General features: G+C 64.4%; 15 protein-coding genes. 14 read left to right on the forward strand and 1 reads right to left on the reverse strand.

The genetic code is table 11. From position 1 onward, the window contains the following. The first annotated feature begins 3 nt into the window (after positions 1–3). The 14 genes from G8A07_RS06085 to G8A07_RS06150 all read left to right on the forward strand — a co-directional run bounded on the left by G8A07_RS06085 (position 4) and on the right by G8A07_RS06150 (position 13,336). Entirely contained in the window at positions 4–1,470 is a 1,467-nt protein-coding gene (locus G8A07_RS06085; RefSeq protein ID WP_195796184.1) for a glutamate synthase subunit beta, read from the forward strand. Positions 1,471–1,747: 277 nt separating this feature from the next. Next, entirely contained in the window at positions 1,748–2,218 is a 471-nt protein-coding gene (locus G8A07_RS06090; RefSeq protein ID WP_195797619.1) for a type IV pilin protein, read from the forward strand. A gap of 91 nt (positions 2,219–2,309) precedes the next feature. Then, the gene (locus G8A07_RS06095) at positions 2,310–2,882 is read left to right on the forward strand and encodes a GspH/FimT family pseudopilin (RefSeq protein WP_195796185.1); all 573 of its coding nucleotides are present in this window, start codon (positions 2,310–2,312) and stop codon (positions 2,880–2,882) included. Between the two features lie 17 nt (positions 2,883–2,899). After that, a complete protein-coding gene (locus G8A07_RS06100; protein WP_195796186.1) occupies positions 2,900–3,316 on the forward strand; it encodes a pilus assembly protein PilV in 417 nt (138 codons plus the stop codon). A gap of 60 nt (positions 3,317–3,376) precedes the next feature. Then, on the forward strand, positions 3,377–4,426 hold the full coding sequence (locus G8A07_RS06105; RefSeq protein WP_195796187.1) for a PilW family protein: 1,050 nt from the start codon (positions 3,377–3,379) through the stop codon (positions 4,424–4,426). Between the two features lies 1 nt (position 4,427). After that, positions 4,428–5,081: a hypothetical protein gene (locus G8A07_RS06110; RefSeq protein WP_195796188.1), complete on the forward strand. Its 654-nt coding sequence runs from the start codon at positions 4,428–4,430 to the stop codon at positions 5,079–5,081. A 30-nt stretch (positions 5,082–5,111) separates the two neighbouring features. Then, positions 5,112–8,654 (forward strand): pilus assembly protein, encoded by a 3,543-nt coding sequence (locus G8A07_RS06115; RefSeq protein WP_195796189.1) that lies wholly within the window; start codon positions 5,112–5,114, stop codon positions 8,652–8,654. A gap of 8 nt (positions 8,655–8,662) precedes the next feature. Continuing rightward, entirely contained in the window at positions 8,663–9,325 is a 663-nt protein-coding gene (locus G8A07_RS06120; protein WP_195796190.1) for a hypothetical protein, read from the forward strand. A gap of 71 nt (positions 9,326–9,396) precedes the next feature. Next, complete coding sequence (locus G8A07_RS06125) at positions 9,397–10,230, forward strand: ABC transporter ATP-binding protein (protein WP_195796191.1); 834 nt, start codon at positions 9,397–9,399, stop codon at positions 10,228–10,230. A gap of 2 nt (positions 10,231–10,232) precedes the next feature. After that, a complete protein-coding gene (gene mlaE, locus G8A07_RS06130) occupies positions 10,233–11,015 on the forward strand; it encodes a lipid asymmetry maintenance ABC transporter permease subunit MlaE (RefSeq protein WP_195796192.1) in 783 nt (260 codons plus the stop codon). A gap of 14 nt (positions 11,016–11,029) precedes the next feature. Then, positions 11,030–11,515: an outer membrane lipid asymmetry maintenance protein MlaD gene (gene mlaD / locus G8A07_RS06135; protein ID WP_195796193.1), complete on the forward strand. Its 486-nt coding sequence runs from the start codon at positions 11,030–11,032 to the stop codon at positions 11,513–11,515. Then, on the forward strand, positions 11,512–12,288 hold the full coding sequence (locus G8A07_RS06140) for a VacJ family lipoprotein (RefSeq protein WP_195796194.1): 777 nt from the start codon (positions 11,512–11,514) through the stop codon (positions 12,286–12,288). The genes mlaD and G8A07_RS06140 overlap by 4 nt, the downstream gene beginning before the upstream one ends. Before the next feature lie 77 nt (positions 12,289–12,365). Next, positions 12,366–13,019 (forward strand): phospholipid-binding protein MlaC, encoded by a 654-nt coding sequence (locus tag G8A07_RS06145; protein WP_195796195.1) that lies wholly within the window; start codon positions 12,366–12,368, stop codon positions 13,017–13,019. 14 nt (positions 13,020–13,033) lie between these two features. Next, positions 13,034–13,336 (forward strand): lipid asymmetry maintenance protein MlaB, encoded by a 303-nt coding sequence (locus G8A07_RS06150; protein ID WP_195796196.1) that lies wholly within the window; start codon positions 13,034–13,036, stop codon positions 13,334–13,336. Positions 13,337–13,346: 10 nt separating this feature from the next. Here G8A07_RS06150 and G8A07_RS06155 read toward each other — a convergent pair whose 3' ends face one another. After that, positions 13,347–14,207, reverse strand: coding sequence for a MurR/RpiR family transcriptional regulator (locus G8A07_RS06155; RefSeq protein ID WP_195797620.1), 861 nt, complete (start codon positions 14,205–14,207; stop codon positions 13,347–13,349).

The raw sequence follows: 14,207 nt of genomic DNA on the forward strand, positions 1-14,207 counted from the left end.
ATCATGGGAAAAGTCACCGGCTTCATGGAGTACGAGCGCCTGGAAGAGGGCTATGAGCCCGTCGTCGCTCGCGTCAAGAACTACAAGGAATTCGTCATCGGCCTGAACGCCGAGCAGGCCAAGATCCAGAGTGCGCGCTGCATGGACTGCGGCACGCCCTTCTGCAACAACGGCTGCCCGGTCAACAACATCATCCCGGACTTCAACGACCTGGTGTATCGCAACGACTGGGCCAACGCGATCACGGTGCTGCACAGCACCAACAACTTCCCCGAGTTCACCGGCCGCATCTGCCCCGCTCCCTGCGAGGCGGCCTGCACCCTGAACGTCAACGACGACGCGGTGGGCATCAAGTCGATCGAGCACGCGATCATCGACCGCGCCTGGGAAGAGGGCTGGGTCAAGCCGCTGCCGCCCAAGGGCAAGACCGGCAAGACCGTGGCCGTGGTTGGCTCCGGCCCGGCCGGGCTGGCCGCGGCCCAGCAGCTGGCGCGCGTCGGCCACAGCGTCACGGTGTTCGAGAAGAACGACCGTGTCGGCGGCCTGCTGCGCTACGGCATTCCCGACTTCAAGATGGAGAAGTCGCACATCGACCGCCGCGTCGCGCAGATGGAGGCCGAGGGCGTGGTGTTCCGCACCGGCGTGCTGGTGGCCCATCTGGACGAGGGTTCCAAGGTCACCAACTGGGCCAAGGAAACGGTGTCGGCCGAGGAGCTGAAGTCGCAATTCGACGCGGTGCTGCTGGCCGGCGGCGCCGAGGCCTCGCGCGACCTGCCGGTGCCCGGCCGCGATCTGCAGGGCGTGCACTTCGCGATGGAGTTCCTGCCGCAGCAAAACAAGGTCAATGCCGGCGACAAGCTGAAGGGCCAGATCCGCGCCGACGGCAAGCATGTGATCGTGATCGGCGGCGGCGATACCGGCAGCGACTGCGTCGGCACCAGCAACCGCCACGGCGCCAAGAGCGTCACCCAGTTCGAGCTGATGCCCCAGCCGCCCGAGGTCGAGGACCGCCCGCTGACCTGGCCCTACTGGCCGGTCAAGCTGCGCACCTCGTCCAGCCACGAAGAGGGCTGTGAGCGCGCCTTCGCGATCGCCACCAAGGAATTCCTTGGCGAGAAGGGCAAGCTGACCGGCGTCAAGACCGTCAAGGTCGAATGGTCCGGCGGCAAGATGACGGAAGTGCCCGGCAGCGAGCAGATCCTGAAGGCCGACCTGGTATTCCTGGCCATGGGCTTCGTCAGCCCGGTCGCGACCATCCTGGACGCTTTCGGCGTCAGCAAGGACAACCGCGGCAACGCCAAGGCCACGACCGACTTCAGCGGCGGCTACACCACCAACGTGCCCAAGGTCTTCGCCGCCGGCGACATGCGCCGTGGCCAGAGCCTGGTCGTCTGGGCCATCCGCGAGGGCCGTCAGGCCGCGCGGGCGATGGATGAATTCCTGATGGGGGGGAGCGATCTGCCGCGCTGAGCGGGCCCCTTATCCGGATTGACAAAGCCACCCTCGGGTGGCTTTGTCTTTTTCGGCGTCGAGGTTTGTGTGGCTGGCGTGGGACGGATGGCTGCGGGATGTAGCAGCTGCTTACGTTCTGCCTCCGTTTGTCGTGCCGGGCGGTGCGCCCGTCGGGTGTGGGTCAAAAAGTGAGCAATATGCACGATATGGCCGCCATGCGATGCGCACAATGAGCGCCATCCAGGCTTATTGGCCTCTCCCGCAAGGCTTGCGGGTTCCGAACTCAGGTGACCTTATGCCCCAAGCACGACGCTTCCCCTCTTGCCGCAACCGCGGTTTCACCTTGGTGGAGCTGATGATCGTGGTGGCCATCATCGGCATCCTGGCGTCGGTGGCTTTGCCGGCCTACACCGACTACGTGCGCCGCGGCTCCTTGCCGGAGAGTTTCGCCCAACTGGCCGACTACCGGGTCAAGCTGGAACAGTATTACCAGGACAACCGCAACTATGGCGCTGCGGCCTGCGCCGATGGTGGGAGCAATCCGAGCTGGAAGAACTTTGCGCCGGCCGCCGCCAAGAATTTTTCTTATGGCTGCGCTATTCAGGCTAACGGGCAGGGCTTCCTGGTAACAGCAACCGGCAAGAGCGGCACGCCGGCCAGTGGTCATACGTACACGATCGACCATACCAACCTGCAGCGCACCACGGCCTACAAGGGGGCTTCGGTCACCAAGAGCTGCTGGATGCTGCGCGGCAGCGAGTGCTGAGATGAGGCCACATAGCACCTTAAGCTCCGTCAGCCTGCCCGGGGACCGGGTTCATCGGTCCGGCTGGCGTGCCGCGACACGCGGCTTGACCTTGGTTGAGCTGATCGTAGTGCTGGTTCTGCTGTTGTTTCTGGCGATGATGGCCGTGCCCAGTGTTCAGGTGTGGATCCGAAATACCCAGATCCGTAACACCGCCACATCGATCCAGGCCGGATTGCAGCGCGCACGTGCTGAGGCCATGCGACGCAACGAGGTCGTTCGCTTCTCATTGGTGACTCTCGGCAATCCCGGCTTGATGGACAACAGCTGCGCCGTCGCAGAGAACGGCCTGTCATGGGTTGTGAGCCTCGACGATCCCGCAGGCAAATGCGGTGAGGCTGTTTCCGATGCCACAGCCCCTCGCATGATCGACTCGCATGCGACTGGTGGAACGAGCAAGGCGGCCAAGGTGCTGGGAACGGCCGCCAACGGCGAAGATGCGGCGCAGGTTCTGTTCGACGGCTTCGGGCGCGTAACGGGGGCTGGCAGCATCAGCGTGGTCGATATCGATAACGAGACTCCGGGTGACGACTATCGGGCCTTGCGCATCATGGTCGGTCTTGGTGGCACCGTACGTATGTGCGAACCCAAGGTCAGTACTGTTTCGGACCCTCGGGCCTGCTGATGCATCGACGGAGACTGATGATGCTGCGCTCTTCCCCCCCCCGTATCCGCCGCCGCTCCAGCAAAGGCTTCGTGATGTTCGAAGCCCTGATCGCCTTGCTGATCTGCGCCATGGGCATCCTCGGAGTGGTCGGACTGCAGGGTTCGATGACCCGGGCGCAGAGCGCATCGACCTTCCGTGCCGAAGCCGCTTTCCAGGCTCAACAGTTGATCGGAGAGATATGGAGCAATCGCCAGAACATGGCCCAGTACAACACGGCTAGCTGCGCGGCTCCCTGCAAGGCCTGGCTTGATCGCTTGGCCGCCAAGCTGCCTCAGGGGGCCGCGACGGTGGCCGTCGATGGCGCTGGGACCGTGGCCATCGAGATCCGATGGGCGGTACCGGGTGAGTCGGTCAATCGCTACAACACGGTCACGGCCGTGACCTCGAACTGAGCCCAATCTATGCGAGCCTCGTCATTTGGCCATCGGCCGTTCGCTTTCCGGCTGCGGGGGGTGACCCTGATCGAATTGATGGTGGGCCTGGTGCTCGGCCTGGTCGTGGTGCTTGTGGTGGCCCAGGTGCTCGGCTTCGCCGAAGGGCAAAAGCGTGTCACCACCGGCGGTGGCGATGCACAGGTCAATGGAGCGCTGGCGCTGTACAGCCTGCAACGTGAAATCCAAATGGCGGGCTACGGCTTGATCAGCGACAAGGATGTGCTGGGATGCCCTGTTAAGGCCAACCATGCAACCGCTGGTGCCTTGAGCTGGAATCTGGCCCCCATTGTGATCACGGATGGGGCCAATGGTGCATCCGATACCATTTCTATCCTCAGCTCCAGTCGCGCCTATTCCGTGCCGATCGCCGTTTCGACGGACCATCCCACCACCGCCGATCGATTTACTGTGCGCTCGGCCGTCGGCGTGAAGAAGGGCGACTTGGTGATCGCGGTGCCAGCCGACAAGAATTTCAATGCAGCGACCAACTGGTGCAGTACCTATCGCATCACGGATATCGAGAACACCAACCAACTGGTTCATAGCGGGGGAGACTGGAACAGCGCCCAGATAGCCCCGGCAGGTGGTTACCCAGCAGGTAGCCAGCTCATGAACGCCGGGAGCATCGTCAGCCGCACCTTTTCTGTCACCAACGGCCTCTCGCTGAATCAGCAGACGCTGCTGTTGACCACCGGTGGCATGGACAGCCAGGACCTGTTTCCGCAGATCGTCAACATGCAGGCTCTTTATGGCCGCGATACCAATGGCGATCTGCAGGTAGATGTCTACGACAACCAGACGCCGGTGGGCAACGCGGCCTGGCTGCAGGTGATGACGGTGCGCGTTGCCCTGGTGGCGCGCAGCGTGGCCTACCAGAAGGACGAGGTGACAACCGCCCAGCCCGGTTGGGATGTGGGCACCTCGGTGCCGGTGGCTGGCTCTGCAGACTGCGGAGCCAGCAAGTGCCTCACCCTGAAAGTCGATGCCCAGCCTGACTGGAAGCACTACCGCTACTCGGTCTATGACGTGATCATTCCCCTGCGCAATATGCTGTGGAGGAGCAACTGAAATGGCTGCTCGCGTATCCAAGAATTCGCTTGCCCAAAGAGGCCTGTCGCTGCTGTTCGCCTTGATGGCGCTGGTGGTGATCTCGCTAGCTTCCGTGGCCCTGATACGTTCGGTTGACACCACGGGACTGGTGATTGGCAATCTGGGTTTCAAGCAGGATGCCACCGCCACCGCGGGCCGCGCTACGGAGCTGGCGATCACCTGGCTGATCGCCAATGCCGGAGCGGGCCTGCAAAACGACAATGCACAGCAGGGCTACTACGCCGCTAGTCGCGACAGCATGGACCCGACCGGCCAGAGCAGCAAGGACGTGGGCCGTGCCGTCGTAGATTGGTCCGGCAAGGGTGACTGCTCGACCTTCGCCAAGGACAGCTTTGGCAGCTGCATGCGCTCCTCGAATCCGCAGTCTATTGGTGGGAACACGGCGAGTTGGGTCATCACGCGGCTGTGTGCCACCGAAGGCAATCCCAATGGGATTGACTGCGCCACGCCGCCAGGCTCCGCAACCCCTCCTGGGGGCAACAGGGGCGAAATTAGTCAGAAGTCTCAGCGGATTCAGTTGCCCTTCAGCAGCAGCCAGTACTACCGAGTGGTGGTGCGGGTGCAGGGGCCTAGGGGCACCGCAGCCTTTACCGAAGCCATCGTCCAGATGTAATGGGCGTCAGAGCCCGGCAGGAGCATGAACATGAGCAAGATCTGGTCTCTTTGCGGCGTCCGCGCAAGTGCCGTACTGGGGGTGTTGGCATTGCTTAGCACCGGGAGTTGGGGGGGGGCGGCCGATTTGGCGGATCGGCCTCTGGCCACGGCAAACAGCGGTGCGACGGTGCGCAGCAACCTGATGTTCGTGCTGGACGACTCGGGTTCGATGAACTGGAACTACCTGCCCGACACTGCCCCGCGCAACGATGTCTGTTTTGGGTCGGTTGACAAGAACCTCATCTTCTACGACCCGACCCGCACCTATCTCGCACCGCTGAATTCGGACGGTACCTCGATGAGCAATGCCAGCTTCACTGCGGCTCGTGAGGATGGGTACAACAACTCCGGCGACTTGGTCAATCTTGGTAATAACAATCCCCAAACGCCCTCGATCTATGGTGCTGTCGTTGGCACCCCTGCAGTTTCTAGCGATAGCTACGTCTGTGGTGCGCGAAACTCCTGGGCTTGTGCCTTGCCGGAAGACAACCCCAGCTACAGCGAATCGTACGACGGCACCAATACTGTCATTACCGAGATCAAGGTCGAGCGCATCGATGCGCCGGGCAAGACCTGCCGCAACAATTCCACCAATAGCTGCTCGCTGCGCACCACCAAGACGGTGACGACGACCGAGGGCCGGCCGGGCTCCTTCTTGTGGGCCAAGCGCAAGAGCGGTGCCAATCCGGATAGCTGCAATGTGGCGGACTTTGACGTGGTGCGGGCCAGCGCCGCGCTCACTGCGACGCAGAAGACGAACTATGCCAATTGGTTCTCCTACTACCGAACCCGCATGCTGGCCATGCGGGCCGGTGCGGGGCGCGCCTTCGCGAAGATCGATGCCACCCGGTTTCGCGTTGGCTTCTCCAAGATCAGCGAGTATGCCAACGGTGGTGCTGACAGCCGGGGATTCCTGAACATCCGCGACTACGACTATGAGAAGGGCAACACGAACGACCAGAAGGTCGCATTCTTCTCACGCCTGTACAACACCTCCGGCACCAGCAACACGCCGCTGCGTCCTGCGCTGGCTCGGGCCGGGCGCTACTTCGCGAACAAGCTTTCGGGCCAGAGCGACCCCGTGCAGTACTCCTGCCAGCGCAACTACACCATTCTCTCTACCGATGGCTACTGGAATCAGGACGATGCATCGCCGCTGAACCTCACGGGAGGGGCGGGAGTCGGCAATCCCGATGCGGGCAACTCGGTGGAGCGCCCTATGCGCGACGAGATCAATGCCGGCGTTGGCTTCGGCGACACGCTGGCCGACGTGGCGATGTACTACTACGTCAACGATTTGCGGACCGACGGCCTGACCAACTGCAGCGGCTCGGTCGCCAACCAGGATGTTTGCGAGAACAATGTGCCCAGCGATGGTGGCCGCGACACCAACCCGGCCCAGCACATGACGACCTTCACGCTCGGTCTGGGGCTCAGCGGCAAGCTGACCTACGACAAGAATTACCTGACACAGACCAGTGGCCATTTCTTCGATATCAAGCAAGGCACCAAGGTCTGGCCCGATCCAATCAACAACAGCGGTGCGGAGCGTATCGACGACCTGTGGCACGCCGCGGTCAATGGACGGGGCAGCTACTACAGCGCGAGCAATGCAGCGGACATGGCCTCGAGTCTGGTGGACGCGCTGAGCAAGATTGAGGCAGCGACTGGCAGTTCGGCCGCCGCGGCGACCAGTTCCCTGACGCCGAGCGCCGGGGATGACTGGCTGTTCGTGCCGCTGTACACCACCAGAACCTGGGACGGCACGGTCAATGCCTTCAAGCTCAACACGGCCACCGGCGAAGTGATCAACCCGACCAAGCCGATCTGGTCGGCCGCGGAGCGCATCAAGGCGCAGGGCGCGGACGCGCGCAAGATCTACTTCAACAAGAATGGGGCTCGTGCCGAATTCACCAAGGATGACTCGAGTCTGGTGAGCAAGTTCCAAGGGCTGTGCTCCGGCACGCCGAAGCTGTCTCAATGCGCAACCCTTAGCGAGGAATCCAAGGCCAAGGTCACGGGCGCGAATGTGATCACCTTCCTGCGTGGCAGCGCCACCCATGAGTTGAGCGCCACGGTCGAGTCCGACCGACTGTTCCGCTCGCGCACCAGTCCTCTGGGCGACATCGTCAACGGGGCGCCGGTCTATGTGAAGAAGCCGGTGATGCCCTACGGTGACGGATATGCCCAGTTCGCCAGCAGCAATGCCACCCGCCAGGCCGTGGTCTATGTTGCAGCCAACGACGGCATGCTGCATGCGATCAAGGTTGATGAGGGGCCCACAGGTGGCCAGGAGCTCTGGGCTTATGTGCCCAGCATGGTGATGGACCAGATGTACCTGCTGGCCGATGCCACTTACGAATCCAATCACCGCTTCTTCGTGGACGCGGCTCCGGTGGTGGCCGATGTGAAGAATGCAGGCGGCGACTGGCGCACCATCCTGGTCGGTGGGTTGGGCAAGGGTGGGCAGGGCTACTACGCCCTGGATGTCACGAATCCCGACAATCCGCTGGTGTTGTGGGAGTTCACGGCCGCGCAGGACGGCTCGACTCAGGATCTGGGCTATAGCTACGGCAACCCGGTGATCACCAAGAACAAGGCCGGCAAGTGGGTGGTGGCCTTCACCTCCGGCTACAACAACAGCAGCGGCAAGGGTTTCCTCTACGTGCTGGACGCCATCACCGGCGCCAAGATCAGCAAGATCGAGGCAAAGACCGCCGACACCAAGGTGTTCACCGGTGATGCTGCGACGCCCAGCAATCTGGGGCGTCTGAATGCCTGGGTGGAGGATCCGACGCGCAATGTGGCCTCACGCTTCTATGCGGGTGACATGTTGGGCAACATCTGGCGCTTTGATTTCGATGACAACTACGGCGCCGCCGGCCAGGAGGCCACGCTGCTGGGGTCCACGGGCAGCGGACAGCCCATCACCACTCGACCGGTGCTCAGCGAAATCGTCGAGGGCGCGTATCGCTATCCGGTGGTGACCGTGGCCACCGGCCGCTATCTGGGCGTCAGCGACGTCGGTGACAAGACGGTGCAATCGGTCTACACCTTCAAGGACACCCTCGGGGATGGCTCGATGGGCGTGCTGCGCAGCAATACGGCCATGGTCAAGCAGACCATGAAGGCCGATCGCAGCGGGTTGGACAATCCAAAGGCGGTGGTGTGGAAAGACCAGCTTGGCTGGTACGTGGATCTGAGCCTCACCCTTGGCGAGCGGGTCAATGTCGATGTGGAGCAGCAGCTCAACCAACTGGTGGTGGCGAGCAACATTCCTACGCCCACGGCCTGCTCGCCTGGCGGCAGTTCCTGGCTTTACTACCTGGATGTGGGCAGCGGCAAGCCCCTGCTCAGCTACTCGGGGCCGGCGCTGCTGGTGGGGGTCACGCTCATCCAGACGACGACCGGCAAGTTGGTGGGATTGCCTCAGTACGCTGACGGCAGGACGCTGGCCAAGGCCGGTGCAGATCCAAGCAACATGCCACCGGGCTCGGTGCGTCGCACCTCCTGGCGTGAGCTGATGAACTGACGGAGCAGATGCCGCGTCGCAAGTCCTCGGTCTCCGCGAGGCGATGGAGTTTCGGTTTGTGCCTCGCGGCAGTGCTGGCGGGGCACCTGCTTTTGCTGGAGCAGGGCCGTGCAGCGTGGCGCGAATGGATCCGCTCCATCGTGCCTTCGCAGCCTCCGCGGCCGCTGTCGGTGCATGTCAGCGTGAAGCCGGCGGGGCCCCCGCAGTCGAGCGATCCGATACCGCTATCCGATGCCGATTCTCTAGGCGCCGCCGAGCTGGAGCTGCCGACCTCGACAGAGGCTTTTGCGGCCGATCGGGTGGTTCCGGATGAGGCGGAGGAGCGCGTGTCGACGCATGTCGGTGAACCGGCCTATGTGCCTCGGTCGCTTCTGAGTGCCGCACCCGTGGCACAGCGTCCGGTACTGCTGCAGTGGCCCTCGGACGGCCCGGCCAGGGGCTCTTACCGTGGCGTGCTAAAACTCTTCATCGATGAGCGGGGGCGTGTCCAGCGGGTTGAGCCCGATGATGAGGAGTTGCCTGTCTCTTTGGTTAATGTGGCTCGACAAGCCTTCCTTGCTGCCAGCTTCAAGCCGGGCGAAGTGCAGGGGCGCGCAGTCCGCTCCTGGATCCGCATCGAAGTCAGTTTCGACGCCGAATTGCTGCCGCTCGGACCGCCTGCAACGCCTTAACGTGGACGCCTGGTGTTTCCCCTATGATGTGAGCTTTGGATCGAGGGTCCAGGCCCTTCATCGCGAGGCTTATGGCCCCATCGACTGTTTCTCCACCGAACTCGACGACACCCCTGATCGAACTGCGCGACGTCAGCTGCGGCTACGGCGATCGCCTGATCCTGGAGGACGTCAACCTCACGCTCGAGCGCGGCCAGGTTCTGGCACTGATCGGCACCTCGGGCGGCGGCAAGACCACGGTGCTGCGTCTGCTGGGGCGTCAGCTGCGCCCGATCAAGGGTCAGGTCTTGTTCGATGGCCAGGATCTGGCCGCGTTGGATCAGCAGCAGCTGTACGCGGTGCGCCGGCGCATGGGCATGCTGTTCCAGTTCGGCGCGTTGTTCACCGATCTGTCGGTGTTCGAGAACGTGGCCTTCCCGCTGCGCGAGCACACCGACCTGCCCGAGGCGATGATCCGCGACCTGGTGCTGATGAAGCTGAACGCGGTGGGCCTGCGCGGTGCGCGCGACCTGATGCCCTCGGAGGTGTCGGGCGGCATGGCGCGGCGCGTGGCGCTGGCGCGGGCGATCGCGCTGGATCCGGACCTGGTGCTGTATGACGAACCCTTCGCGGGCCTGGATCCGATCTCGCTGGGCGTGGCCGCGCGGCTGATCCGCGATCTCAATGACGCGCTGGGCCTGACCAGCATCATCGTCTCGCATGACCTGCACGAGACCTTCGGCATCGCCGACAAGGTGGCGATGATTGCCAACGGCCGGGTCGTGGCCCAGGGCACGCCGGACGAGTTGCGCCACAGCGAGGATCCGCTGGTGCGGCAGTTCGTCGGTGCGCAGGCCGACGGGCCGGTGCGTTTCCATCAGCCGGCGCTGCCGGTGGCGGCCGATTTCGGCGTGACGGGGGCGTAGGCATGACCCAGAGTTTCCTGGCCCGTATCGGGCGAGCCCTGCGCCTGGAGCTGGCCGACATCGGTGCCAGCGCGCGGCTGTTCGTGCAGATCTTGGCGCGCAGCGGCCAGGCGCTGATGCGCTTTAGCCTGGTGCGCGAGCAGGTGTTCTTCCTGGGCAACCGCTCGCTGTCCATCATCGGCGTGTCGGGTCTGTTCGTCGGCTTCGTGCTGGCCTTGCAGGGCTACTACACCCTGCAGCGCTATGGCTCGGCCGAGGCGGTGGGCCTGCTGGTGGCGCTGAGCCTGGTGCGCGAGCTCGGTCCGGTGGTGACGGCGCTGCTGTTCGCCGGCCGTGCGGGCACCTCGCTGACCGCCGAGATCGGCCTGATGAAAGCCGGCGAGCAGCTGACCGCGATGGAGATGATGGCGGTCGATCCGGTGAAGCGGGTGCTGGCGCCGCGCTTCTGGGGCGGTGTGATTGCGATGCCGCTGCTGGCTGCGGTGTTCTCGGCCGTTGGGGTGATTGGCGGCTGGCTGGTCGGCGTGGTACTTATCGGGATCGACTCCGGCGCGTTCTGGTCGCAGATGCAGGGCGGGGTGGATGTGTTTGCCGATGTCGGCAACGGCGTGATCAAGAGTCTGGTGTTCGGCATCACGGTCAGCTTTGTCGCGCTGCTGCAGGGCTACACCTGCAAGCCCACGCCGGAAGGCGTGTCGCAGGCGACGACGCGCACCGTGGTGCTGTCCTCGCTGGCGGTGCTCGGTCTGGACTTCGTGCTGACCGCGATGATGTTTTCGATTTGAGGAGGGATGAGAAGATGCAATCTCGTCACGATGCTTGGGTGGGTTTCTTTGTGCTGCTGGGTGGCGCTGCGCTGCTGTTCCTGGCGCTGAAGGCCGGCAATCTGCTGAGCCTGAACTTCGACGAGACCTACCAGGTGACGGCCAAGTTCGACAATATCGGTGGCCTGAAGCCGCGCGCCGCGGTGAAGAGCGCGGGCGTGGTGATCGGCCGGGTGGAGTCCATCGTCTTCGACGACAAGACCTTTCAGGCCAAGGTTGTGCTGAATCTGCACAAGAATGTGGCCTTCCCGAAGGACAGTTCGGCCAAGATCCTGACCTCGGGCCTGCTGGGTGAGCAGTACATCGGCCTGGAACCCGGCGCGGACGAGAAGAACCTCGCGGCGGGCGACAGCATCAAGCTGACGCAGTCGGCCGTGGTGCTTGAGAACCTGATCGGCCAGTTCATCAACAGCAAGGCGGCCGACATGGGCAGTAGCAGTAGCAACGGAGACAAGAAGTGAGCGGCGCCGCGGCGCTGTCCCGGCCCCGCTGGTCGCGCCTGCTGCTGGCCGGCCTGCTGGTGCTGGGCCTGACGGCCTGCGCCAGCACCAAGGGCCCGGGCTCGCCGGGCCAGAAGCTCGATCCCTGGGAAAGCTGGAACCGCAAGGTCTTCAACTTCAACGAGAGCGTCGACGAGGCGGTGCTGAAGCCCGTCGCAACGGCCTACAGCGAGGTCGTGCCCAGCCCGGTGCGCCAGGGCGTCGACAACTTCTTCGGCAATGTCGGCGATGCCTGGTCGGCGGTGAACCTGTTCCTGCAGGGGCGCTTCAAGATCGGCGTGCAGCAGACCATGCGCTTCGCGGTCAACTCCACCCTGGGCTTTGCCGGCGTGCTGGACATCGCCAGCGAGGCCGGCCTGGAGCGGCACAGCGAGGACCTGGGCAAGACCTTCGGCCGCTGGGGCACCGGCACCGGCGCCTATGTCGTCTGGCCCTTCTTCGGGCCTTCGTCGGTGCGCGATTCCTTCGCGCTGCCGTTCGACCGCCTGGCCAGTCCGGCCCTGGTGCTGGAAGGCGGCAACAGCAAGGCCGCGATCATCGCGTTGCAGACCATCAACGCGCGCGCCAATTTCCTGCGTGCCGGCGAGATGCTGGATGGCATCGCGCTGGACAAGTACACCTTCATCCGCGACGCCTACCTGACCAAGCGGCGCAGCTTCGAGGACGACGACGAAGAGGATGATTACGAGGTGCTGACCCCCGAGACGCCCGCGAACCCGCAGGCCGACCGGTGAACCCAATCGCGCTGGCATGCGTTGAGGCCTTTGAGCCCGGCGCTGCCGGCCCCCGTGAAAGAGACGAAAGGAAGTCCATGTTCTTCGCATCCAAACGAAGCCTGCTGCGCGGCCTGATGGGCCTGAGCCTGGCGGCGCTGAGCGCGCTGCCGATCGCGGCCCATGCCGCCGATGCCAGCGCCCCCGACACCCTGATCCGCCAGCTCTCGCTGGAAACCATCGAGGCTGTCAAGGCCGACAAGGCCATCCAGGGCGGCGATGTGCAGAAGATTGTCCAGCTGGTCGACAGCAAGGTCATGCCGCATGTGAACTTCCAGCGCATGACCGCCTCGGCCGTGGGGCGCTACTGGCGCCAGGCCAATCCCGAGCAGCAAAAGCGCCTGCAGGAGGAGTTCAAGGCCCTGCTGATGCGCACCTATGCCGGCGCGCTGACCCAAGTGAAGGAGCAGACCGTGGCGCTGAAGCCGCTGCGCGCCTCGCCCGACGACACCGAGGTGGTGGTGCGCACCGAGGTGCGCGGCAAGGGCGACGCGATCCAGCTGGACTACCGCCTGGAAAAGAGCAGCGGCGTCTGGAAGATCTATGACGTCAATGTGCTGGGCATCTGGCTGGCGGACCAGTACCGCAACAGCTTCGCCCAGGAAATAGGCGCCAACGGCATCGACGGCCTGATCAAGGCCCTGGCCGATCGCAATGCCAAGGCTGGCGGCCCCGCGGCGGCCAAGTCCTGATGCCGCAGGATGCGATGCTGAAGCTGCCCGCCAGCGTGCGGCTGGCCCAGGCCACCGGCCTGTGGACCCAGCTGCAGGCGGGCCTGCGCGCCGAGGCGGCGCAGATCGGCAATGCCGCCGGTAAGACCCTGGGCCTGAATGCCGGCGAGCTGCGTGAGTTCGACTCCTCCGCGCTGACCCTGCTGCTGCAGGCAGCGCGGCTGTGCGGCCAGCAAGGCCTGACCCTGCAGATCCACAACGCCCCGGCCAAGCTGCAGGAGCTCGCGCGCGTCTACGGTGTCGCCGAACTGCTGTGGCCGAACAACGCCCAGGCCTGAACGATATTGATCAAGCTGCGTAGCGCTTGCTGCGCAGATTGCGCTTGATCTCCTGCATCAGCGGTCGCAGCTTCGGGCCCAGCTGCAGCGCCACGCCGGTGGTCAGGATGTCCACCGCGATCAGGTGCAGCAGGCGCGACACCATCGGGCTGTAGCGGTCGAAATCCTCCGGATGGTCGACCGCCAGCAAGACCTGACCCGGGGCCTGGCCCATCGCGGCAAGTGGCGAGCCGCTGGCGGTGATGATCACCGTGGTCGCGCCCTTCTTGCGCGCGATCTCGGCGGCGTCCATCAGGTCGCGGCTGCGGCCCGAGTTGCTGATGATCACCGCGCAGTCGCCCGGGCCCAACATCGTGGCGCTCATCAGCTGCACATGGCCATCGCTGCAGGCGATGGTGTTGACGCCCAGGCGGAAGAACTTGTGCTGCGCATCCTGCGCGACGATGCCCGAGTTGCCGACGCCGTAGAACTCGATGCGCCGGCCGTTGCGGCCGGCCTCGGCCAGCGCCGCGATCGCCCGCTCGAAGGCATGGCTGGCGGCGTCGTTGCGATAGTGCAGCAAGGCCGCCACCGCGTTGTCCACCACCTTGACGATCAGGTCGCCCGGCTTGTCGTCCTCATCCACCGCGCGGTGCACGAAGGGCACGCCCTCGTTGACGCTGCCGGCCAGCTTGAGCTTGAAGTCGGCCAGGCCGTCATAGCCGACCGAGCGGCAGAAGCGCACCACGGTCGGCTTCGACACATGGGCGCGGTCCGCCAGCTCGCTGACCGGCAGGTTCGCGAAGGAGCGCGCGTCGGCCAGCAGCAGCTTGGCCACCCGCTGCTCCGCCGGTGGCAGCGCCGGCAGCGCCGCCTTGATCCGCTCGAGCAT

It is taken from the genome of Roseateles sp. DAIF2, assembly GCF_015624425.1.
GTDB lineage: Bacteria > Pseudomonadota > Gammaproteobacteria > Burkholderiales > Burkholderiaceae_C > Kinneretia.